Source organism: Planococcus citreus, assembly GCF_003664125.1.
Lineage (GTDB): Bacteria > Bacillota > Bacilli > Bacillales_A > Planococcaceae > Planococcus > Planococcus citreus.
Genome location: NZ_RCCP01000001.1, coordinates 755,491 through 779,602 on the forward strand (window position 1 = coordinate 755,491; position 24,112 = coordinate 779,602).

Consider the following 24,112-nt stretch of genomic DNA (forward strand, 5'->3'; position numbering starts at 1 on the left):
GACTCAATTTGGAAAATATTACGAGCTTTACAGATTCCTACTACCTAATATATGGTATAATTCTCAATGTTTCAATCAATTAAAATACCAGTGCTTGATTCCAGCAGCTGCAAGGGAGATTTTAACTGCTCATCCCCCTGCCTGTCTTCATCATTGCCGAAAAAAGGAGATTTCCATGCCAGAACAAGTATTGCTACGCCTTAAAAACGCGATCAAGCCGCAATGGAAAACTGCGTTCTTCGCTGCGCTTATCATAGGTTTCCTCACTCATCTCTTCATGTTTACGAATGCCATCCCAAACCACGACAGCTTGTTGAATATCCATATGTCGCAAAAAAAGTTCTCGCTCGGGCGCTTTTTCCTGTCGCCGTTTAGCGGCATCAGTTCCTATTTCGACTTGCCGTGGGTCAACGGGGCTTTATCCATTTTCTATCTCGCGTTGACCTCAGCCGCCTTGACGGAATTATTCGGCTTGCGCAAAAAACTGTCGATCATTTTAACTGCCGGATTGCTCGTGACTTTCCCGACGGTAACGTCCACCTTTTCTTATATGTTCACGGCCGACGCCTATATGCTCGGTTTCTTCACAACCGTCCTTTCGCTGGTGATCACCAAGAAATACACTTACGGTTTTCTGCCGGGGGCAGTGCTGTTTTTCGTGAGCGTCGGGGTCTACCAAGCCAATTTGCCTCTCGCCCTCACGCTGATCACGGTGGTGTTGCTCAATGAAATTCTCACGCAGCAGTCAAGTTTACGGAAAACCCTCACGTACGCTTTGCGCTTTTTGATGACGACGGGAATCGGCATGGCGCTGTATGGCATCACTTTTACGCTCTACACCAATTTCTTTGCCGGCAAGATCTCCAATTATCAAGGCTTGAACGAAATCGGCGATACGTCGATCACCATATCCGAACGCTTCACGTTAATCAAAGAATCGTTCCAGGAATTTTTCTTCCGCGGCTATATCACGGAGATGCCGGTCAACCTTTTTGAAATGTTGAATGTTGCCACCTTCACCCTGATCATACTCGGCTTCGTCTGGTTTGCCGTGCACCATAAAATTTACCGCCACGGCTGGCTGCTCGGCATAGCGATTGTGTTATTGCTGAGCTTGCCGATATCGGCTTATAGTTTGTACTTCGTGTCGTCTGATGTCAGTTACCACATGCTGATGGTCATGACATTGGTCAGCTTCTATTATGTGCCAATTGTCTTTTATGATAATTACACACCTGTCAAATTCACCACACCGGTCTTGTCCTGGAGCACCTTGTTGGTCTCTGCTTTGATCGTCTTCAACTTTGCGATCATCGCCAACATTTCCTATTTTAATATGAACTTGAAATACGAGCGTTCCTACGCCTTCATGAACCGTGTCGTGGACCGCATCGAACAGACAGAAGGCGTAGAAGAAGCCACCAAACTGGCGGTGCTCGGTCGGATCTCGATGGAAAGCAGCGTCAGCTCCGTAGAAGTGCCGCAGAATGTACCGAAAATGACGGGCATGTTGGGTGATCGTTTCTTGGCTCACCCGCCTCATTATAAGCGCATGATGAAAAACTATTTCGGCTATTCCTATGGCTTGTCCAGTGCGGAAGAGCGAGAAGAAATTAAGGAAAGCGACTTATACAAAGAAATGGAGCCATGGCCCGCAGCCAGCGCTGTCCAACGAGTCGGTGATACCATCATCATCAAATTGGATGACTAAAAAAACCGCCTGCCCAAGAATTCACGATGCTTGGACAGGCGGTTTACTTATGGCAATGAAATGTATTTACCCAGCCGATCAATCGGCAAGCACTTCGCGAACCCTGCAGGTATGAACAGCTTTTTAACTCAGTCTACACGATACTTCGCTTGCTCCAACTTTTTCTCAAACAACGCCAGCAATTGATCTCTCAATTCCGGCCGCTGCAAGGCGAATTCAATGGTGGTTTCGATAAACCCGTATTTCTCTCCCACATCAAAGCGCTTGCCTTCGAATTCATACGCATAGACCGGTTGCCGCTCATTCAACTGCTGAATGGCATCCGTCAATTGGATCTCCCCTCCAGCGCCGAGCTCATGCTTTTCAAGAAACTGAAAAATCTCTGGCGTCAAAATGTAGCGGCCCATGATGGCGTAGTTAGAAGGGGCGGTCCCCGCTGCCGGTTTCTCGATAAATTTATTCACCGCGATCAATTTATCATCAACCGAAATGGGATCGATGATGCCGTAGCGATGGGTTTGGTCTTCCGGTACTTGCTGCACGCCAATGATGCTGTTTTGGGTCAATTCGTACTGGTTCATTAACTGCGCCAAACAAGGTTCCGGGTTTTCGACAATATCATCCCCGAGCAACACAGCGAACGGCTCATCACCGATGAATTTACGTGCTGACCAGATCGCATGGCCCAAGCCAAGCGGCTGCTTTTGACGAATAAAATGGATCTCGACATTCGACGTTTGCAACACGGAATCCAGCATATCCATCTTCCCTTTTTTCAACAAGGTATCTTCCAATTCAAAGGCATGGTCGAAATGGTCTTCAATGGAACGCTTATGTTTCCCAGTCACAATGATGATGTCTTCTATACCGGAAGCAATCGCTTCTTCAACGATGTATTGAATCGTCGGCTTATCCACAATCGGCAGCATTTCTTTCGGCATCGCTTTTGTGGCCGGCAAGAAACGCGTCCCAAGACCCGCCGCAGGTATAATCGCCTTTTTGACTCTCATGAATGCACCTACTTTTCCATTTAATAAAATCCGATTTTCTTTTTTCTTATACACAAGAAAATTATACCATTTTTTAAAATTTAGACCAGGATCACAAATCCATTTGGAGTATCTACATAATAAAGCCGTGATTAAGGCGCTACTCGATGCAGTAGGTTTTAGCCATTCACTCCTCCGATTCCTTTCGCTGGCAAAGAATGTCCTGTGGTACTCTTATGAATAAACAGCAGAATGCCAGATCGCTGGTACATCATCGTCCTGAAATGAAATTAAACACTTACAATCCGCATCCACGGGGAAAGGACCATACCATGAAAGCCAAATACATCCCGGCCCTCCTGTGGGCATTATGCATCCTGGTCGCCACCAATAATTACAATTTCATGGCGCTGTTCGCAAGCGACATCGACTTCAACATCCGGCTGTTCCCGAACCTGTCCGATTTGTTCATCACCAGCGACATCCACCTCGACTCTAAGCTCTACGTGTTCCAGAAAACCGGCCACGCCTTGTCGTTCGGCATCCTTTACCTATTAGTGAATCAAGCCATCAAAGACCACCGCGTCGCCATCGTCCTGTGCAGCTTGTTCGCCTTGTTCACTGAGTTTCTTCAACTGTTCTTCGAGCGCAGCGGCAGGCTGGTCGATGTCCTCATCGACATCGCCGGCGTATACGCCGCCTACCGCTTGGGCGTGTATGTTCAAGCACATGGCGGCATCGTACCCGCTTTCTTCTCCGCCATGCAGAAACTATCCAGCATGCTGAAAGACGAAAAACAGCGTTGAATCCAGATGAAAAGCCGGACTCCCTGATAAATGGAATCCCGGCTTTTTTCAATTAAACAACGCGAATTTCCACAGTCATTTCTTTTCCAATTACAGGATTTAACGATGGGAAATGGCGAGCAATGGGCATATGATAAAAGCAAATAACTAGCTCTCTCCTCCACCAACTCGATTTCTATACATATAAGCCAGACTACGAGGAGGAGTTAAAATGATTCGCCCATCCTTGACCGAGCCTTTGAAATTGAAAGAGCTGAGGAAAAAGGGATTGATGCTGCTCAGTGCGTTTTTCGCCGCCGCCAGCCAAAATGTAACGGTCGACACGGAAGAATCACCCGAACAGATGAGAGACCCTTGTGAAACGGCCATATACTCGGTCATCAATATGGAGTTCTACGGCCCTGACGAGGAACTCGTCCGAATCGATCAAAAAGTCGAAGACCAAAATCAGCAAGAATTGGCTGCCGGCGCTTACAGCAGTTACGGAGAACATCCCGGCTATCTATGGGGAGACCCTGAACTGGATGAGTATTATGTGCATGCGGCTGAAGTGTACAAACCGTATTTAACCGACACCGCAATCGAAAATTATGTCCAAACGGAATGGCCAAACGCCTTGAGATTGCACCGCGCCAATATCGACTACGAGATCTTTCCAAAGCATTTGACGCTGGATAAAGCACAAATCGATGGAAACGCCGCTGGCATCAGCGCTTATGAATTCTTCGTCTACTTGGAATACGTCACCGCACCCGATCCTCCCAAGCACTTCGATTTCATCGGTGTGGCCGTCTGTACGCCAGAAGGCAAGATCACTCATCTATCCATCTACGATACGGACCAGTTATATGAACAGCTGGACGAAGATGCGAAAAATTAATCCCATGTAAAAAAGCCGGAAACCTCGAAAGCGAGAGTTCCGGCTTTTTTCTTCCAAATCCAACAAAATCCAGTGTACTATAAAATATTGGGCCACCGGTAATAAAATATCATAAATCTTTTAAAAATAGTAAATAAACGATGTAATAATTTATAATAAATAGTATAATTGATTCAACAAAATAAACTCAAGGAGGCTCCTCAAGTGGATAAATCAAGAGATCTTTTCATCAAAATCAGTAATGGCGGAAGAGAATTAACCGATGACGAAGCTGAACTAATTCTCGAGTTGCTATCAGTCGTTAAACTAGATGAACAAGGAAATTTCATGCTAGATGAAAAACGGCATGAAAAACATCGCAGAGGAATTGTAGCTCCACCTCCAGATTCTTGCCTGTCTTGTGGCCGGCCCTTTTAAAACTGAGAATCAAATAGGGATTTTCAGCCGTATAACTGAAAATCCAAACGAAGAGTTTGATCTCTATTTCGAGAGATCCCCCGGTAAAGACCCGCTAGAAATGAGTTTAATAGACGAGGAATTGTTTAAAAGCATTGAGTATACAGTCACTATCGTAAAAAGTCTAAAGCATACAAAGAAAGAAACGAAAAGAGTCTACTTCAATAAGCTATTATCTTTAGCTAGAGTAGGTTTTTTAGGTGTATCTCCACAGCCTAAACTAGCCCAAACATCACTCGATTTAGTGAAGCAGGAAATTTTACTGATAGAAGGACACAGAATTAAAAATCGCTACATGAAGTTATTAGGAATCGGCGCTCTTGTTTCAATTGTAGCTTGTTGGATCGTGTATGGTGTATTCTCATCAATCACCAATATCACGCCATTAATCGGATATTTTTCCGTATGGACAGGTTCGATGGTAGGGCTATGGATATCTTTTGGGGCGAGAAAACTAACCTTTCAGTTAGATGATTTAAGCGTCCTTGAAAAGGACAACATGAATATCTATATTCGACTGCCTTATATCGGTCTCTGTGCCATAATTTTCTTCTTATTATTGAATAGTGAGATTTTTAGCTTTGAAATTGGTGAAACATCTTTTGAAGCTATCACAGGGAGAACTGAATTCCAACTCTTAATCGGCGTTATTGCAGGTCTTTTTGAAAGCAAACTTGGCTCTAGCATCTATGAAAAAATTCAAGGACTGACAATTAAATAGCCCTAAGTAAGAAGATGAAAAAGCTGGAACTTCCATTGTGTTAAGAGTTCCAGCTTTTTTTCAATCGAATAATTCCAACAATCCATCGAATCGCTTGATCACATAATCAAACTCATCCACTTCCCCAAATCCATACGCCGCATACACAAAAGGAATCCCGGCCTTTTTCGCAGCCTCATGGTCACCTTTCGTATCGCCGACATACACCGCACAATCCACATTGTTTCGCTCCATGACCAACTGGATGTTCTCGCCTTTCGACAAGCCCGTTCTTCCCGGATTCTCGAAATCGATGAAATGCTTGTCCAGTGCGTGGTATTGATAGAAGCTTTCGATATAGCCGTCTTGGCAATTGCTGACGATGTACAAATTGTATTTCTGTGACAGCCGCTCCAACACATGCTCGACGCCGTCATACAACTGCCCGCCTTGTTCTCTTAAATACACGCATTCCAGTTCCGAGGACTCTTCCGTCAGTTTTTCGCATTGCTCTTTCGAAAGATGTGGAAACAACCTCTCCCCGACTTGATCCGCTTGCATCCCCATGATGCCACGCAAATCGTCTTTCGAGAGCTTCTCCTCTACACCGTTGTCCGCCAATACCTTATTCCACACCGCTACCGATACCTCGAGCGGATTCCAAAGCGTCCCGTCCAAATCAAAAATGATGCTGTCCATCCGTATGACTCCCTCTCCACTGCGTTTTCTCCATTCTACCGCATCGAATTGTGTCTTGCACAGGGACCGAAAAACACACACGTTCACCAGAAATCCCTACCTGACAGTCTTTCTGATAACTCAAGTGCATGTGAATTGTGCCACGCACAGGGACAAAACCAAAAAAAGAAGAGCAGGCACACAGCCCACTCTCCCCCAAAAACCTATTCCACCTGATGCTCATAATTTACTTGGCCCGCCTGCTTCACCAAATGATACGCATTTTCCGAGATGACCCTTCCATTGTCGAAAATGCGTTTCTGCGCTTCCATCTTGAACTGCAGCTCATACGCTTTTTCCATGCGGCGCTGGATCGACTTCTTGCTTCCCGCGAGCACGATCGAACTGCCGTTGCTCAAGGTCACTTTCGTCTGGTTGCCTTCCAAGCTAAAGCATTCCATAATGTGCTGCAAGGACAGCCACACGCAGTCATCCAAAATCGCTGATTTGCTTGGTAATAGGATAATGCCTTTATCCCGGTCGATGATGACCGGATTCTTATTGAGTTTCCCGAGAATCGCCGACGAGCCTTCCACCGCTCCGCGCATGCTCGAGCCGCGGAAACGCAGATTCGTATCGATTAAATCGAAAGGCTTCGACTCAACTTTAATCATGCCGTCCGTATGGTAAATCACCGAGTTCAAGCAACCGTTTTCATCATAGTCCGGCAAAATCAATACGGTATCTTGCCCGATTTCCTTCTCTATGTTCATTTCCAACTTGAAATTCTTACGCTTTCTCACGTTTCTATCCCCTTTTGTGGTTTTTGATGTATTTCTTTACCGAAAAAGGAGTATACTAACTAATAGTTGGTACACTCCAACTGACTGCCTCCGGATGTTTGTCGACCAAGACTATGACATCCGGAGGTTTCTTTTTGTCTTTATCCCCCTAACAGTGAACACAGCACACCCCCCTCATTTCTATATTCATCGTCAGTTTCGAGAACAGCTATCCGATTCATCAATACGCCGCAATCATTATCGCGGCATATCACATTCTTCCACGCCTGAGAGAAACGCCAATCAGCGAACACAAAACTGATGGTTGGTCGACCCAATCGGGCTCTCACGGCCGTTGATCTCCAGCGAATACAGTTGGATTTCTTCTGGCCGCTAAAGCGGAATAAAATTTGTCGCTCTATTCTAACTTTTATCATTATATAGTTTTTATGGTCCACTTGTATAGATATTTTTTCCTTTTTTAAACGAAAATGGTCATTAGTTTATTAAAGCTATTATGACCTGTAAAAATGACTAGAGTTAAGCTCCATTTTGCCATTCTTCGTCTTATTTTATGTAAAAATAAGCGTATTTCCTTCGCTACGCCTTCCCTCTACTTCCCGGATTTGATCAAAAAAAGCCTTTTTTTCAGCAGATGCAAAGAAAGTAGCCGCCAGTTAAAATCTGAACTGGCGGCTACTTTCTTGAATTGTGTCTGACACAGGGACAATTCACTAGCGTTGCATAGCTTACATGAATAGGATTACTTGTAAGGAAAATCCAAAGGTAAACAACTAAATACAAAAAGGGGAGCCCTCAACGTAGAATGAAACCGACGACTAAATCAGTTTATGACTCTACAGAAAGGAGCTCCCTTATGAAGAGTGTAGACGAAACGAAAGTCTTTCGTCAATATTTACAACTCCTCCCGATCAATACGTTGGCTTGTCCGCTGTACAATTATGACGCGAAAAAACTAACCGATTTTTCGTTGGTAAAACTCATGATCATGGCGGTTTTAAGCAAATGGGAATCCCACCGGACGATTGCTTTAAACGTTGGGCCTGAACAATCTTTCCAACAAGAATTGAACCTAAAATCCATTAGCCATTCACAGATTAGTCGTCGATTGAACGAATTGAATACAGCTCATTTAGCGGATCTACTGGGACGGTTGGCTCGTCATTATTGGATTCTACAGCGACACGCAGGAGGAATGAATCCCCATGTAGGAATTCTACGCATCATCGATGCGACCTATGTGAAACTGCCGGATAGCGCTTCGAACTGGACCGCCATTTCCAAGGTGTCCAGTGGCATCAAACTGCACATCCGCCTAGTAGTTGCTTCCGCCAACAGCGTCTTTCCGGAAAAAATGATTCCTTCCACAGGCAACATGGCCGATGTGGATGCGGCGAACCATATCATTGACGCCGATAGTCCATTGTATATCATGGACCGCGGTTATGGGCATAAAACCAAGATGGGCGGTTGGATGGAGCGGAACATTGATTTCCTCGTGCGTGTCCGTCACGATTTTCGAACAGAGACGTTACGGGCTTACACACCGGAACTACCGAATGTGTTGAAAGACGAACTGGTGTCCATGCGGACACATAAGAAAAAGTTACGCTACATTGAATTCGTCGATGAAAAAAATACCCATTATCACCTGATCACCACTCGGCTTGAACTCAGTGAAAAGGAAATTCTCGATGCTTATAAAAACCGATGGTATATCGAATTGTTCTTCAAATGGATCAAGCAACACCTGAAAGTGAGTCACTTATATAGCGAATCCCCAAAGGGGATCTGGAACCAAATGTTTCTAACGTTAATCACCTTTGCACTTTCCGAGATTTTGCGGCTTACCCAGTTGCCGAATGTCTCGGCCTGGGCGTTTTTAAGAGCGATCCGGGCCTACATCTATAAGACACTGGATGATTTCCTCGCGTACATGACCCGCCCGTTGAGAAAAAGCAAAGGACGCCAGAAAATCCCAATATCTCGCCCCGTCCAAATCGATTTTGGGGAAGATCATGCCATTGTAAGACCGATTTCAAAACATCATTATATCCATAAACATCAAAAAAGTTAAAAAAAGGAAAACGAATTTTGGCTACCCTCAATTTCTTTTTCTTCAATGGTGGGATATTTTAGCTCTTCTTAGTAATTATGGATTCTATGCAACGCTAGTGGGGACAATTCCACACATATACAGACGCGAATCCCCATCCGAAAGTATTCCTGTTTTCAGAATATTCCCGAACACAGGGACACAACTTAACTTTTATCACAGATCTCATCGCTTCAAACTGCTTACAGCTTCAATATTATTCGTGAAGATCCCAGTTGCTCCCCAGGCTTTCTGCTTCTTCCCTTCTGCCAGTTTGTCGACAACAAAAGGATGGACCAATAAGCCGGCTTCTCTTGCAGCAGCAATATAGGCCTCGTCCGCTTTCCTGTGACTAACGCCAATACCGACGGCATATTCACTATACAACTCAAAAGTTTCAGGGGAAGGGATTACTTGCTCCGAGTCGTCTATCAATTGGATGAGTGGTATATCGTCGTCCAATTCATGAATCGTCTTTAAACTGTCTGCACTAAATGACTGGATAATCACTTTCCCATCCGCTTGAGACTCTTCCACCAACTCAAACCGATCAAGCAATTCCAGCAGCTTCTCTTCCATTTCTTCACTTTCAGCCGGTTGCTTGGTTTCAATGTAATAATTGGCACTGTCACCGAAAGCTGTAAAGATTTCCTCAAGCGTCGGAACTTGAATGCCTACGTACTCATCTTTCGCTCTGTCCGGATTTTCGGCATTAAACCAAGAACCCGCATCCAGTTTTTTAATGTCTGCCCAGTCCATTTCCGCTACTTTTCCGCTGCCATCGGTCGTGCGGTCCACAGTATCGTCATGGAAGGCAACCAGAACCCCATCTTTTGTCATCTGTAAATCAATTTCAATATAGTCTGCATCCATATCTACCGCCAGCTGATAAGATGCCAAAGTATGCTCAGGGGCAAATGCGCTTGCCCCCCGATGAGCAATTAAAAGAAAGGCATCTTCGTCCAATAAAGCAGACTGCTGATCATTTTTACCAGCATCCCCTAAAATATAAACAGCCGCACAGATCATCGCTACCACTAGTATAATTAACAGTTTTTTCAATATTATCACCATCATTCACATTATAGTGTTATGAATACGCTGAATCGTCTTCGACACAGGGACGCGACTTTTTAATACTGCTAAACTATGATCAAAAACAATTATGATGGTTTTTGAGAAGACGCCTCCCCTCAAGCTACTGGTAATGCCGATACATAGGGTGGCGCCTTTTCCTTTCTCCAGAGTTATTAAGGACATTATATCCATCAATTTCTTGACAAACAATCCCCTCAATTTTTGGACATTAAGAAACAGTATTAACACCATTAAGAAACGACAAGGAACACATTCGGAAAAAAGAAGACCTTTTGGTTTTTGTCAGTTTAGGGTATAGAAAAAATGAAACAGCAACAAATTAGGAATGAAAAAACGGAAATGGCACCGTATCTATAGGGGGTGCATTCACCAATGCCACAAAAAAACGGAAATGATTCTTCGGAAATCGAGTTCAGCTCAAAAAATCACGAGCTTATTATTCGCAACCGCTATAAGTTCTACTACAATGTCAACGATGTTCTAATCGCGGTTTGGTTCATACTCGGCAGTGTTTTGTTCTTTTGGAAGGAAACTGAAACAATAGCGATCTGGTTCTTTCTTTTTGGAAGCATCGAGCTTCTCGTTCGTCCGCTGATGCGCATATTCAGTGAAGTCCATTTAAAGAATATCCAGGGAAAAGCTGGCTCTGATGACAACTCCGGGATCTGACTAGTCGGCATAAAGGATCTTAACACTACACTATCGACATCAATCTCGTATCCGCTTTTTCACAGAATAAAAGAAATAGCTAAAAGCCAGTAATCGGTTGATCCGATTACTGGCTTTTCACTTGAATTGTGTCGTGCACAGGGACAAAAAAGGTATAACCTCCCCAAAAATCCCCACCCGTCAGTATTTGAGTAGTCAGAATAGTTCCCTGCACAGGGACACTAACCAATTTCTGCCTCTGTATAATCTTGTGAGATCTCAGCATCTTGCAAAAGAACTTCTTCAGCAGGAACATAAAAATTGAGGATGGTGTTTGGAATGCGCTCTGTATAGCCCTCTGGATTTTCAGTTTGCCATCTCCAGGAGTCCCTGCACATATCTTCTAAACTTTTTACTGCCCGCCATCCGAGAACTGTTTGTGCTTTTTGTGAGTTAGCGTAGCAGGCAGCCACATCCCCAGGACGTCTTTCTGAAATTTGAAAAGGAATTTCAATGCCACTGACCTTGCGAAAGGCTGCGATCATGTCCAATACGCTATACCCGACACCCGTTCCAAGATTAAAGGAATCGATTCCTGTGTGGTTTTTTAAATAATTGAGTGCTTTTAAATGACCACTAGCCAAGTCGCATACGTGAATATAATCTCTCACCCCGGTCCCGTCCATTGTTTCGTAATCCGCTCCAAAAATCTGGAGCTGCTCCCGCTTGCCAGCCGCTACTTGTGTAATATACGGCATAAGGTTATTGGGGGGCCCCATTGGACTTTCACCGATTCTGCCACTTTCATGAGCGCCGACTGGGTTGAAATACCGCAGAACGGCTATGCTCCAAGAAGCGTCTGAAACAACCAAATCCGCTAGCATTTCCTCGATCATCAATTTCGTACGCCCATATGGATTGGTCGCAGAAAGCGGAAAACTTTCGTCAATCGGCAAACTAGCCGGTGTGCCATAAACAGTTGCAGAGGAACTGAAGACCATTTGCTTCACTCCATACTTGCTCATCACTTTACACAAATTCAAAGTACCGGTGATATTGTTTTCGTAATATGCTAGTGGCTTCTCAACTGATTCCCCAACTGCTTTGAGTCCAGCAAAATGCATGACAGCCTCAATGGCATGCTCAGCAAATACTTGGTCTAAGCGCTCACTGTCCATTAAATCGAGTTTATAAAACGGAAAACCTTTGGCAGTCAACTCTTGAATGCGTGTGATAACTTCCATTTGGCTGTTGTCTAAATTATCCACAACTACGATATCATAGCCATGATCCAAGAGCTCAACAGCAACGTGACTACCAATAAATCCTGCTCCTCCAGTTAGTAATATAGACACATAACACTCCCCCTTTTTCATATTCTTTTCTATTAATCAGTAAAAAAGAATCAGATGATTCTCTTGTATCTTAAGAAACAAACGTTAAATTCGAGTTAAAAAGAAAGCCTGTGACAATCTTCTACTGCAAAAAAACCTGCCAACGAAATCACTCGATTTCGTTGGCAGGCTCTCAGAACGGCTTTATCATTTAGCAGTCACGATAAAAATGGCGACTTTTTTTCTGCGCCAAATAAATACAAGTCAGGCCAAACATTTACCTCTCCTAAAAAGTATTCCTACTAAAGGGAGTTAACTCGCTATTCCTTTTACTTTTATTTTCCATTTACTGACGACTAGATCTTTTAAAAGACGCGTGTATCCTTTTATAGGGAATCCGAAAACAAGATACCCTTTAAATGCGCCGAGTATCCATGCAGACTGAATGACCGGGATCACCACTACAGCTAAAGGGATTTCCTCTTTCTCAAATTCGCTTATAGTCATTGCTGTTAGGTAAAGTAAGTAGCATACACCAGCACCAATCAATAAGTAGCTGAAGACGTTCACGCTGAGCAGCGCTAATCCAGTCGCAAACAGCAATGCACAAAGCGCAAAAAACGGCAATAGGTGTGAGAACCTCATGGATTGTTCGTGCTTATTAGCTGTTTTGGTTCGCCAATAACCGTAATTGAAATATTGTTTGCCCAGCTTCCCAACTGTATTTCTCGGAAAATAATTGATGACAATATCGGGGTCCAGCATAATTTTTTTATCCGTCGCTTTTCTTAAGCGATAATTTAATTCCGCATCTTCATTGATGATCCAACCCTCATCCCATCCTCCAACGGTCAACAAATCTTGTTTCAGCCAGGCTCCTGGGAAAAGAGAATCTACTTCCATTTTGGTGGTGGCAAAGCGAAATTGCGCGCCGCCTATGACCCATTTCGTGGAAAGAGCTTTTGCGACAACCTTAGACGTCTTATCGTATCCTTTAGCAACCGTGCGACCGCCGAAATTACAGTATTCAGAAGCATGTTCCGCCAATCCCTTGTAGATCCGACTAATGTAGTCACACGGAATAGTGCTGTGGACATCTAACCTAATAATGTAGGTGCCAGTGCTTTCTTTCAGTCCGATATTTAAAGCCGAAGAAATATACCTTTTTTCATTGTGCAATATTTTGATGGCAAATCCTTCATTTTCCCGCTGGAGCGCCTGCAGTTTGGACAGTGTTTGGTCTTCGGAGTTGCCATCGATAAAGAGGACCTCCACCTGTTCACGGTCTAAATTTTGCTGTTGCGCTAAAGAGTGATAAAAAGCTTCAATAAATTTTTCTTCATTATATACTGGTACCACTATACTGATAGTATGCATGGCTTGCTCCCTTCCTCGCCCCTTGAATTTCCGCATAGTCCTCGCTTTCACGGTGAAACGCCTTTAGCTTACTCCTCCACTCTTGGAGTGAAGTGCAAATGCTGCCTTCCTGTTCTGCTCGATTTCGAATAAATAGCGCCAGATGACCGCCAAGATTAAGAAAAACACTTCACTCGCAACCAGTGACAGCGAACTCATAAAAATGAGCATGGAGATTAAAGTAGCCACTAAATACCGTGTATCGACCGCTTTGCTGCGATGGAGATAGAAGTCGTAAAAGATCCACAAAAAGATAGCGATATAAAGGGTGAAACCGATGATGCCAGACTCAGTCAGCACTTCTAAAAACGTATTGTGCATATAGTGGTCATTGTTGAAAACGGCATTGCTATAGGCTCTGTAATTGTAGATCCCGATGCCGAAGTATTGGTTATCAGCAAATAATTGCAGGCCATTCCTCCAAATTTCCAGCCGCCCGCTCCCGTTATCGCTCACCGACCCACTGAATCTATCCCCTACGATTTGTGCGATATTCATATTGAATACTTGAGATGCCCCAGCCACTAATAAATACAGGACTGGCGGCCCCAATAGCACAATCTTCAATTTGGTCTTCGCCTTGGAGGTGAGGAACAACAACAGCCCGCCGAGCAAGACAGCAATATATGCGCCCCGTGAAAAAGTGAGCAAAAGCGCAGTGGACGACAATAACAAGCCAATTTTTGCCGTAGTGGTCTTTAAATGTGTCACATAATAATAAAAGAACAGTAAGTTTCCGAATGCGAAGATATTGGGATCCGAAAAGGTGCCAATCAAGCGCGGGACGCCGCGATCGAGCAGAATGCCGTATGCCCGCACCCCATTTCCTACAAAGTTAAAGCGTAAAGTCAGTGCACCGAAGGCAAACAAAGCGAGTGAAATGACATTAAACCAGATGCCACTGATGGAAATGGCTTTCTCCAGTTTGGCGATCGATAGGCTGCTGAACACATAGCGCATGATGAAGTAGACGATGAGTACCAAAATGATAGCTACGATTAACCGGATGCTGTCCTGGGGGTATCTTGAGAAGATTCCAGTCGCGCAATAAAAGATGAAAAACACCAGCATGCTCACTTCAAAAAACCGCAGTTTGTGGATTTGAAATTTATAGAGCACCAAAATAAAAATCAAGGCACTGATGATCATGTACGGCTTTAGCGAAAATCCGACATTGAGATAAAAAGCATTCAAATAAACGGAAGTAATGAGCAAGCATGCCAGAACGATATTTGTGTTTTTGTTGTTATTGGTATCCATCATTTTGATTACTCCTGCCTTTAACGTAACTGTTATTAGCACCGATCAGAACCTAGTAGAAGCGGAATAGCCTTGCCCCATTACTTGCGGCTTAGCCTAAACTCCTTGAAATCATATATCTTTAGCAGTTGAACCAATGCCAGGTAAATGAAGCCCGACACGACAGACGTGATGATCAAATTCAAGTCATCCGACAGCTTGCCTTCAAGCCCTAAATGGACCCCTCTTCCCAAGGCCAGCATGGCGATGGTCGCAAGAACAATTCGAAGCGCCGTCTTCAACAGATTCCCATACTGGATTCCCGAGACTTTCCGTCCGATTCCTCTGATCAATAAGGCAGCTGCCACAATAACAGAAATACTGGTCGCGAGAGCCAATCCGAGAATTCCTAAAAAATAAGAAAGGATGATGTTCAAGACAATATTTATGCCGATCGCAATCAAGGAATTATACATGGGCGTCTTCGTATCTTGAAAAGCGAAATAAAAGCGGGACACGATTTCTCGGTAAGCGAAGCCCAAAATCCCGAATGAATACCCGAACAAGGCCAGTTGCGTCAACTCCACCGCCTGTTCATCAAATGCCCCCCTGCCAAACAGCAACATCACAATATCTTCCGAATAGATCATGAGATAGAGCGACATGGGGATGACAATCATATTGATGGCATTTGCAGCTGTCTCAAAAGCCTTCCGCAAGCCGATTTTGTCCCCGATAACCGCCATTTTAGAAATAGCAGGAAACAACACAGTGCTCATCGTCAGCACGAACACTCCTTGAATAATAAGGTTGACCTTGTCTCCATAATTGAGTGCAGAAATCCCGCCTTCGATGATGTTCGAAGCTAGCGTTCTGTCGATCAAGATATTGATTTGATGTGTGGACACCCCGATAATGACTGGCAATGACAGAAAAAGCATTTTCTTGACGTATTCATTTTTGAACAGCAAACCGAACCGAATTCGAAATCCATGCTTTCTGGCGAATATGAATAACACCAGCACTTGCATGAAGACCCCGATAATCTCGCCCCAGACGATCAAGTAAACGCTATAGATCGAGCTGAGCCAAATAAACAGCATGATGACGAGATTGTACGGAATGCCAATGAACGCGTGGGAGTAAAACTTTTCCTGTGCCTGTAAAAAGCCTTGCAGAATGTACAAGATTCCGACGAAAAAGATGCTCAACAAGCTAATTCGTGTGAACGAAACGGCTAGCTCCAACACTTCTCCGGAAAATCCGGAAGCAAACACCAGCACGATCGGTTTTGTGAAAACTTGTGCTACCCCAACAATCAATAGGGCCAATAACAAGACGATATTCAATAAGTTCCCCGAAAATGCCCTGGCTTCTTCCGTTCCTTTGCGCTCTTCGATTTCTTTATAGATCGGTATGAAACCAGTGATGACACCGGTCACCACGATGTCAAACAAGGCGATGGCAATTGTCATGGATATGATATAAGCATCACTGATATCTGACGCTCCGTAAAAGAACGACAATGTAATATCACGAAAAAGGCCCGTGATTTTCGAAACGATGGTAATGACGATTAAGAACACAACGGCTTTTTTCATGGCTTATCCCTCTGCCAGTACTTTTCCGCATATGAATGATCCGTGATATGCGGAAAATTATTATGAATCCTTCATTAGCTCTTTTCTGCCTTTCCACATATCCGTAATGGCTTTGGAAAAACGAACTTCGTGGTGGTATTCTTTGTGTTTCCGAATCGCAAATTGCAACACGAGCGGTGTGTAAAACCAGCTGCTCATCCTGGAAAATACCGCGCCTTTTGAGACGAAATACGAACTGTTATATCCTGTAAACCAGCTGGAAGGCCTGTCATTGTGCAACGTGCCGATAGAGTCAGGCACAAAGACAATTTTCAAATCGTTCCTCAGACAATCCCATAAAAAGATGTTTTCCTCGCCCAAGAAGTATTTTGCACCGGCCCCAAAATCCTCATCAAATTTTATGCCATTCGAGACAATGCGGTCTCTTCTAAACGTGATTTCCACTGACATGGCTTTCATCGATTTCACAAAGCCCACTTCTGTTGGCTTGTCCCAATACGATTTGGTAGTGCCGTCTACTTTGAATAAGATAAGATCTGCCTGTGGATAACGCTCGTAATAACGGGCAATGTCTTTTGCCGGTAAGGTGTATTCCATATCGTCATCGCAAACTACACAAATGTCGCCATCGCTATTTCGGATGGCCATGTTGCGGCTTTTGCTCAAGCCTTTATCGAGAACACTCAAGATCTTTTGTCCGGGTGCATGTACATTAGCAACTGGCGTCATTTCCCCATCGGTCACTTGATTGATGACCGTGTAATTTTCTTCTGCGATATTCATCTTGCCGACTACTGAAGCATCAGGCTGATTCATTGTGGAGACGAGATAGTCAATTTTCAAAGCGCTCCCCCCTTTATCGGTTGCTCTAGTAAGATGTGTGCTATCTGGCGCCGTGGCCGGTGAACATGATCTTAGCCGTCCGCAGCATGATTTGGATGTCTAGCATGAAAGACTTATTGGTGATGTAGTGTAGATCGTATGCCAGCTTTTCGGCTGGCGTTAACTCGTATCCCCCGTTTATTTGCGCCCACCCGGTCAAGCCTGGTTTTACAGCCAAACGGTCGCTGAAATTCGGGATCTCTTTTTCAAACTCCTCCACAAGTTCCGGCCTTTCCGGGCGCGGCCCTATGAGTGACATATCCCCTTGCACGACATTCCACAATTGCGGCAGTTCATCGATCCGTGTCTTGCGGATGAACTTGCCCACCCTGGTCACTCGGTGATCGTTTGCCAATGCCCATTGAGGACCGTCTTTTTCCGCATCGATATACATCGAACGCAATTTATAAATTTTAAAACTACGGCCATCTTTTCCTAACCTAATTTGCGAATAAAATGCGCCGCCTCGACTTTCAAGACAAACCAGCAATGCAAAAAATAAAGTAATGATAGCGACAAAAACAGAAAAGACGAGTATCAACGCGACTTCAATTATTCTCATTTCCAATCAACCCCCTTTTATCAAAAATATAACTCCATTGTTGAAAATTCATAGGCTTTGTCACACGAGGGAAGAGCGACTTCCAGTTTCTATTGAAGTTGATTTCTACAAACTTTTTTCAGTTTGCCTCACCCGCTTTTTTTGGAATAAATCTATTATTAGTAGTTTAGGTTGGTTAGGTTAAATTTTTGTTAAATATTTTCAATCATTAAAAACTAAAGTCTGCTTAATAAGGGAACTAACTAGAAAAAGAGAGCGAGCAGTGAAAATATCACTGCTCGCTCTCTTCTTGTATTTCTCTTTTACCTGAGTCACTAACTACCTGTTCGCTTCATCAATCAAGGGGCTATGTGCAAAGCACAGAAAAAGCCAGCAATCGGTTGCTGGCTTTTCACTTGAATTGTATCGTGCACAGGGACAAAAACATTCAAACTTCTCAACAAATCCCCACTCGTCAGCGTTTCTATTATCAGAATCTTTCCGTGCACAGGGACACTAACTATTACAACCACACAACCATTACAACAAAGAAATCCGCTCCCGATACTTCTCAATGAGCCGCATATTATGCGCATCCGCCCCGTCGATATTGCCGCTCAAAAAAATCGGCGGCGCAAAGCCGGAATCGGCCATTCTCTTGATAGCCTCCGCAAAAATCGCATTCAGCATCGTGGCTCCGACCACAGTAGAAGTGGGACCAAAGGGTACTTCGACGTGTTCATACGACAAGATGGCGTCCCCAGACACCGAATGATTGTCGATGACCAGATCTACCGAATCAGACAAGTACTTGCCAGTGTCATGGCGCGAAGCTTGGCTCCCTGAATATTCGAGCGATGTGATGCCGATAACAAATGCGCCTTTCTCGCGAGCCGCGAGTGCCACATCTACCGGTACCGGATTGCGGCCCGAAGTGGAGATGACAAAGACGACATCGCCAGGACGGAAATCCTGTTCCTGCAAGAATTCGCTAGCGTAGCCGTTTTCCCGCTCCAGTTGAGAGGATCGGACCGCACCTTCATGAAGCATGAGCGGCTCCACAAAAATCGGCTTGACCGGCACCAATCCACCGGCGCGGTAAAATACTTCTTCCGTCAAAATATGCGAATGGCCGCATCCAAACAATTGAACGATGCCGCCTGCTTGGATCGCGTCTGACACTTTTTCAGCCGCCGCAAGCATCGCCCGCTCCTCTTGTCTTTCCACAAGCTCTAAGCGTTCTTTCACTCGTTTAAAATAATCGCTTAACATCAGACACCCACTCCAAACCGCTTACTTTCTTACGCTTGCCCAAGCCCTTCCGTCACAATCAATTCATCGACTTTCGCCATCAAGGATTCTTCATCGCTGCCATCGGCTGTGATTTTGATGGTGTGGCCTTTAGAGACACCAAGTGACATGACGCCCATAATGGACTTTAAGTTCACTTCTCTTTCTTTATAGAGCATTTTGACCTCCGCAGAAAACGGTGACACCGCTCCCACTAATTTGGAGACTGGGCGTGCATGCAGCCCTTCGTCGCTGATGATAGTGTACGTTTTTTCAATCATGTCCATGTCTCCTTTTCGTTTACCGCTGAATTTCGGTCGTGAATTTATAACGGTCGGCCCGGTACGTGCTGCGGACCACTTCAAATGGCAAGTCGCCTTCTAGAAAACTGATGCGTTCAATCATTAAGATCGCTGCGGGCGGTTGGATCTGCAGCAACTCGGCGTCTTCTTTTTTCACGAGTCCCGCTTCCATGCGCTGCGTGGCGTGGCTGATTTTCAGTTGTTGCTCGTTCTCGATCACCGCATACAGCGAGCCTTGAAACGACTCTTCCGTTAAATTCGGAAATCGATTGACCGGCAAATAGGTGCGTTCGATGGCCATTGGCTTGTCGTCCGCAAAACGAATGCGCTCGACAAAATACACTCGGTCGCCTTCGTTTAACTGCAACTCCTCGGCCACATCGGATTCCGGCTCCAGAATGTCAAAGCCGATCAGCTTGCTGCTCGGCACCATGCCGCGCGACTCCATGTCTTCTGTGAAACTGGTCAAGCCATTGAGCGGCTGCTCCACCTTTGGAGAGGCCACGAACGTGCCGCGCCCTTTTTCCCGGTACAACAAGCCGTCATTGACCAAATTGGTGATCGACTGGCGCACCGTCATGCGGCTGACCGCAAAGCGTTCGGACAGTTCGCGTTCGGAAGGAATCGACGTGCCGACGGAAAAGTCGCCTTGCTGAATTTGCTGCTTCAGCTGTTCTTCTATTTGAATGTAAATGGGAATCGGCGATTGTTTGTCCAACACAGCCATCACTCCTTTTCTGCCGCTGCCAGGCTATAGGCTTCCTTGTCTACTATGAGTGTAACATGAGGATGCTTCCATAAAAACGACACCGGAAAATCTTCGCTGACCCCGCCAGCCAAAAACCGCTTCACTGCCGGCGCTTTCTTTTTGCCGGAAGCAAGCACAAGAATTTGTTCGCTTTTTAGAATCGACTGAATGCCCATCGTAATGGCGTGCATTGGTACACTATCCAAGTCGCTGAAAAACCGCACATTGCTCTTGCGTGTCGATTCTTCTAGCTTCACGCAATGCGTCACACTCGCTTCAGGTGTACCTGGCTCGTTAAAGCCGATATGGCCGTTTGTCCCGAGTCCGAGAATTTGCAGATGCGGCGGGCCAATTCTGTCAATCAAGGCCTCATAGCGCTGACATTCAGCTTCAACCGGAGAAGCTGTGCCATCTGGAATATGCGTATTGTCCAGTTGAATGTCGATGTGCTGGAATAGGTGGCCATTCATAAAATAGCGGTAGCTGTTCGGATGGTCCGCTGAAAGTCCGCAGTATTCATCTAAGCTGATCGTTTGAACTTGCTTGTAAGAGATATGGCGTTCATGGACGCCGCGAATCAATTGTTCGTACAGTCCGAGTGGCGTCGATCCGGTGGCGAGTCCGAGTACCGAACGGCTATTGTCCAGGATTTGCTGTTCCACTAACCTTGCCGCGCTGCTGCTCATCTCTTCGTAGTTTTCGACTCGTATCAGTTTCATGACAGTCATTCCTTCCTGTAGGCGATTGTTCCTCTGCAAATGGTCAATTGGACGTTGAAATCGTCATCCAAAATCGCGATGTCCGCATCCGCGCCGTCACGGATCTTGCCTTTATCCGCCAAGCCCAGTTCGTTTGCCGCGTTGGCGGACGTCATGGCCACCAATTCATTGACGCTGCAGCCGGTGATAGACTGCACATTCTGAATCGCTCTATCCATCGTCAAGATGCTGCCGGCTAAGGTTCCATCCGCGAGCCGTGCGTCTTTTTTCGTTACCTGTACATCCTGTCCGCCCAAATCATAAACGCCCGGGGGCAGGCCTTTCGCACGCATCGCATCGGTAATTAACATCAGGCGATTCGCCCCTTTTTGCCGATACGCCATTTCGACGGATGCGGGATGGCTGTGAATGAAATCGGCAATGATTTCGACCATCAAGCCATCTTCCATCAATGCCGCTCCCACAACACCCGGCTTACGGTGATGGAATGGGCTCATTTGGTTATACAGATGCGTCACGTGGCTCGCGCCAGAACGAACGGCTGCCTGTACTTCTTCAAAGGTGGCATCGGAATGACCGATGGAAGCAATGACCTTATCCTCCTTCAGCTTTTTGATAAACTCCATGGCGCCCCCGGTTTCTGGCGCTAAAGTAACCAAGCGGATCTGATTGCCGCTCTTTTTTTGCCATTCGCGAAATAACGGATATGACGCTTCGACAATATGTTCAATCGGCTGCGCCCCTGCACGTTCAGCGGAAATAAACGGTCCTTCCAAATGAACGCCAAGCATCTCCGCCAGCCCTTCACTAGCTTGAAACTCACGGATATTTTCTAACGCAGCTGAAATGGCCTCATCCGATTGCGTCATCGTCGTCGCGAGAAAACTGGTCGTCCCTTCTTTCGGCAAAGCTCCAGCTAAACCAATCAAGGCTTCTGGCGTGGCATCCATCGCATCATGCCCTGCCGCCCCGTGAATATGGACATCGATAAATCCGGGAAACGCGGTCCAATTTTTACCGCTTGCTTCAATATGAACGTCTGCCTTTACATCGATCTTTTCGGCCACGCGGCTTATTTTGCCATCTTCAATCAGGATGTCTCCTACAAAACTGTCTTCCACCGCATCTGCAATGGTGATGTCCGAAATCAATAGGCTGTTCTTCACGTTGATTCCTCCTTAGGAAAAACCAGGAGAATCACGATGGATGTCCTGGCTTTTCTGTTTTTCTATTCAATTTTCACAATGGAATGGGTTCCTTGTGGTTGATTGCCATCTTTCAAGATGATGACTTTTTGGTCTGTCAGGTTGGTGAAAATGACTGGCGTCGCCAGAGATGGTGCATTGGCATCCAGGAATTCCAGATCGAGCTGCAGCAATTTGTCGCCGCGCTGGACAAGCTGCCCTTGTTCTACGAATAGCTCAAAGCCTTCGCCGTCGAGTTTCACCGTATCCAAGCCGACGTGAATCAAGATTTCAATGCCGGTATCGGTCTCGATGCCGATCGCGTGCTTCGTCGGGAAGACACTGACGACACGGCCATCCACTGGTGAATAGAGAACATTTTCAGTTGGCAAGATAGCAAAGCCAGGCCCCATCATTTCTTTTGCAAACACGTCATCCGGCACTTCCGATAGCGGAATGATTTTTCCTTGGATCGGCATTTCGAAATCTTTCGGGATGATTTCTTTCATTGCCGGTTCCTCATTCGACGTATCTTCAACCGCTGCGGTTTCCGTTCCAGCCTCAGGAGCCGGGTTGCCGTTTGCCACGCGTGGTTTCATTGCGTCCCCTAAGAATTCCACAGCCGTTCCAATGACCACTTGCACATTCGTTTTATTGATTTTCATGACGCCCATGGCACCATGGCGCTTCAAGGCTTTTTCATCGACGAGATCTGCATCTTTCAAGGTCATGCGCAGACGCGTCGTGCAATACTCGGTCGCGACAATATTATCCGCGCCGCCCAATGCTTCAATCGTGTTATAGGCTCTTACATCAATTGCGTTATTGCCTGAAGCCGCATTGTCTGCGTCCTCGTCTTCGTCTTCACGGCCAGGTGTTTTCAGATCCAGTTTGACAATCAAGAAATAGAAGATGAAGAAGTAAATGACACCGAACACGAGTCCCATCACCAATAAAATGAGCGGGTTGGTCGCAAGCCCGAAATTCAGCACATAGTCAATCGCTCCGGCAGAAAAGCCGAAACCGTGATGGATATCCAAGGCATAAGCGACCATCATCGAAACGCCCGTTAGTAACGCGTGGACGACATACAAAACAGGCGACAAGAACATGAATGTAAACTCAATCGGTTCTGTAATTCCTGTTAAAAATGACGTAAAGCCGATACTGAAGAACATCCCGCCAACAAGGGCTTTGCGCTCTTTTTTCGCTGCCACGTACATCGCTAGACAAGCAGCCGGAAGCCCGAACATCATAATTGGGAAGAATCCAGACAGGAATGGCCCTGCCGTAGGGTCGCCCCGCAAGAAGCGGTTAATTTCTCCTCGTACCACTTCTCCACTAGCAGTCGTGAACGTGCCGAAATCAAACCAGACAATTGTGTTGATCACGTGGTGAAGCCCCGTCGGCAACAACAGCCGGTTCAAGAAACCGTAAGCGCCAACGCCAAACATCCCTGCATTTAAAATCCAGTTGCCGGCACCGTCAATAAGATCCTGGATCGGAGGCCAGGCAACGCCGAGCACACCCGCCAAAATCGTCATGGCGGCTGCGGTGATAATCGGCACAAAGCGCCTGCCGCCGAAAAAGGCCAGCCATTGCGGAAATTTCACATTATAGAATTTATTGTACAGGAGACCTGCGACAATCCCGGAGATAATCCCAGCAAAGACGCCCATATCGATCGTCTCATTGATCGTGACGATGGCAGACGTTAAGACCAGATAAGCAATCGCACCGGCCAATGCCGCTCCCCCGCTGCCATCATGTGCAAGCCCCATCGCAATCCCGATGGCAAAGATGATTGCCAAGTTATCGATGATCCCCGCGCCTGCTGCTGACATGAACGGAATCCCAAACACATCGTCCTGCCCCAAACGCAGCAGCAATGCCGCCGCCGGCAAGGTCGCAATCGGGAACATCAAGGATTTCCCTATTTTTTGAAGAAAACCAAACATAAATTTTCCACCCCTTTATGTATTCTTAAACTCA

The 24,112-nt window shown here is 45.6% G+C and carries 21 protein-coding genes and 2 pseudogenes; 7 read left to right on the plus strand and 16 right to left on the minus strand.

Annotated features, from left to right (window positions below; translation table 11 throughout):
* Window positions 1–175 precede the first annotated feature (175 nt).
* Window positions 176–1,711: a glucosyltransferase domain-containing protein gene (locus DFR62_RS03775; protein ID WP_121298129.1), complete on the plus strand. Its 1,536-nt coding sequence runs from the start codon at window positions 176–178 to the stop codon at window positions 1,709–1,711.
* 128 nt (window positions 1,712–1,839) lie between these two features.
* Here DFR62_RS03775 and galU read toward each other — a convergent pair whose 3' ends face one another.
* Window positions 1,840–2,721 (minus strand): UTP--glucose-1-phosphate uridylyltransferase GalU, encoded by an 882-nt coding sequence (gene galU / locus DFR62_RS03780; RefSeq protein ID WP_121298130.1) that lies wholly within the window; start codon window positions 2,719–2,721, stop codon window positions 1,840–1,842.
* A gap of 311 nt (window positions 2,722–3,032) precedes the next feature.
* Between galU and DFR62_RS03785 the strand changes: the two genes are divergently transcribed.
* The 4 genes from DFR62_RS03785 (at window position 3,033) to DFR62_RS03800 (ending at window position 5,563) form a co-directional block, all read left to right on the plus strand.
* Entirely contained in the window at window positions 3,033–3,506 is a 474-nt protein-coding gene (locus DFR62_RS03785) for a VanZ family protein (RefSeq protein WP_121298131.1), read from the plus strand.
* 211 nt (window positions 3,507–3,717) lie between these two features.
* Complete coding sequence (locus tag DFR62_RS03790; protein WP_121298132.1) at window positions 3,718–4,386, plus strand: hypothetical protein; 669 nt, start codon at window positions 3,718–3,720, stop codon at window positions 4,384–4,386.
* A 204-nt stretch (window positions 4,387–4,590) separates the two neighbouring features.
* Entirely contained in the window at window positions 4,591–4,803 is a 213-nt protein-coding gene (locus DFR62_RS03795) for a hypothetical protein (protein WP_121298133.1), read from the plus strand.
* Window positions 4,804–4,903: 100 nt separating this feature from the next.
* A complete protein-coding gene (locus DFR62_RS03800; RefSeq protein ID WP_135449664.1) occupies window positions 4,904–5,563 on the plus strand; it encodes a hypothetical protein in 660 nt (219 codons plus the stop codon).
* Between the two features lie 60 nt (window positions 5,564–5,623).
* Here the strand turns inward: DFR62_RS03800 and DFR62_RS03805 are convergent, their stop codons facing one another.
* Together DFR62_RS03805 and DFR62_RS03810 are read right to left on the minus strand one after the other, a co-directional pair.
* Window positions 5,624–6,241, minus strand: a complete 618-nt coding sequence (locus tag DFR62_RS03805) for an HAD family hydrolase (RefSeq protein ID WP_121298135.1) — start codon at window positions 6,239–6,241, stop codon at window positions 5,624–5,626.
* A gap of 203 nt (window positions 6,242–6,444) precedes the next feature.
* Complete coding sequence (locus DFR62_RS03810) at window positions 6,445–7,023, minus strand: competence protein ComK (protein ID WP_121298136.1); 579 nt, start codon at window positions 7,021–7,023, stop codon at window positions 6,445–6,447.
* Window positions 7,024–7,879: 856 nt separating this feature from the next.
* Here DFR62_RS03810 and DFR62_RS03815 point away from each other — a divergent pair.
* On the plus strand, window positions 7,880–9,100 hold the full coding sequence (locus DFR62_RS03815) for an IS4 family transposase (protein ID WP_158290849.1): 1,221 nt from the start codon (window positions 7,880–7,882) through the stop codon (window positions 9,098–9,100).
* A 204-nt stretch (window positions 9,101–9,304) separates the two neighbouring features.
* Here the strand turns inward: DFR62_RS03815 and DFR62_RS03820 are convergent, their stop codons facing one another.
* On the minus strand, window positions 9,305–10,189 hold the full coding sequence (locus DFR62_RS03820) for a glycerophosphodiester phosphodiesterase (RefSeq protein WP_241663173.1): 885 nt from the start codon (window positions 10,187–10,189) through the stop codon (window positions 9,305–9,307).
* A 399-nt stretch (window positions 10,190–10,588) separates the two neighbouring features.
* On the opposite strand from DFR62_RS03820, the gene DFR62_RS03825 reads away from it, so the two are divergent.
* Window positions 10,589–10,885, plus strand: coding sequence for a YrhK family protein (locus tag DFR62_RS03825; RefSeq protein WP_121298138.1), 297 nt, complete (start codon window positions 10,589–10,591; stop codon window positions 10,883–10,885).
* A 323-nt stretch (window positions 10,886–11,208) separates the two neighbouring features.
* On the opposite strand, the pseudogene galE reads toward DFR62_RS03825, so the two are convergent.
* The 12 genes and pseudogenes from galE to nagE form a co-directional block, all read right to left on the minus strand.
* A pseudogene (gene galE / locus DFR62_RS03830) lies at window positions 11,209–12,219 on the minus strand (UDP-glucose 4-epimerase GalE); the annotation flags it as partial.
* Between the two features lie 291 nt (window positions 12,220–12,510).
* Complete coding sequence (locus DFR62_RS03835; RefSeq protein WP_158290860.1) at window positions 12,511–13,575, minus strand: glycosyltransferase family 2 protein; 1,065 nt, start codon at window positions 13,573–13,575, stop codon at window positions 12,511–12,513.
* 63 nt (window positions 13,576–13,638) lie between these two features.
* Window positions 13,639–14,877, minus strand: a complete 1,239-nt coding sequence (locus tag DFR62_RS03840; protein ID WP_121298141.1) for an O-antigen ligase family protein — start codon at window positions 14,875–14,877, stop codon at window positions 13,639–13,641.
* Window positions 14,878–14,954: 77 nt separating this feature from the next.
* The gene (murJ, locus tag DFR62_RS03845) at window positions 14,955–16,454 is read right to left on the minus strand and encodes a murein biosynthesis integral membrane protein MurJ (RefSeq protein ID WP_121298142.1); all 1,500 of its coding nucleotides are present in this window, start codon (window positions 16,452–16,454) and stop codon (window positions 14,955–14,957) included.
* Window positions 16,455–16,514: 60 nt separating this feature from the next.
* Window positions 16,515–17,297: a glycosyltransferase family 2 protein gene (locus DFR62_RS03850; protein ID WP_121298143.1), complete on the minus strand. Its 783-nt coding sequence runs from the start codon at window positions 17,295–17,297 to the stop codon at window positions 16,515–16,517.
* 40 nt (window positions 17,298–17,337) lie between these two features.
* Window positions 17,338–17,883, minus strand: a pseudogene (locus DFR62_RS03855) (sugar transferase); the annotation flags it as partial.
* 534 nt (window positions 17,884–18,417) lie between these two features.
* Window positions 18,418–19,149 carry an SIS domain-containing protein gene (locus tag DFR62_RS03860; RefSeq protein ID WP_121298145.1) on the minus strand — a complete coding sequence of 244 codons (732 nt, stop codon included), beginning with the start codon at window positions 19,147–19,149 and terminating at the stop codon, window positions 18,418–18,420.
* A gap of 29 nt (window positions 19,150–19,178) precedes the next feature.
* Entirely contained in the window at window positions 19,179–19,448 is a 270-nt protein-coding gene (locus DFR62_RS03865; protein ID WP_121298146.1) for an HPr family phosphocarrier protein, read from the minus strand.
* Between the two features lie 19 nt (window positions 19,449–19,467).
* A complete protein-coding gene (locus DFR62_RS03870; protein ID WP_121299478.1) occupies window positions 19,468–20,190 on the minus strand; it encodes a GntR family transcriptional regulator in 723 nt (240 codons plus the stop codon).
* Between the two features lie 5 nt (window positions 20,191–20,195).
* Window positions 20,196–20,936: a glucosamine-6-phosphate deaminase gene (nagB, locus tag DFR62_RS03875; protein ID WP_121299480.1), complete on the minus strand. Its 741-nt coding sequence runs from the start codon at window positions 20,934–20,936 to the stop codon at window positions 20,196–20,198.
* Window positions 20,937–20,941: 5 nt separating this feature from the next.
* Complete coding sequence (gene nagA, locus DFR62_RS03880; RefSeq protein ID WP_121298147.1) at window positions 20,942–22,102, minus strand: N-acetylglucosamine-6-phosphate deacetylase; 1,161 nt, start codon at window positions 22,100–22,102, stop codon at window positions 20,942–20,944.
* Between the two features lie 62 nt (window positions 22,103–22,164).
* The gene (nagE, locus tag DFR62_RS03885; protein ID WP_121298148.1) at window positions 22,165–24,078 is read right to left on the minus strand and encodes an N-acetylglucosamine-specific PTS transporter subunit IIBC; all 1,914 of its coding nucleotides are present in this window, start codon (window positions 24,076–24,078) and stop codon (window positions 22,165–22,167) included.
* Window positions 24,079–24,112 lie beyond the last annotated feature (34 nt).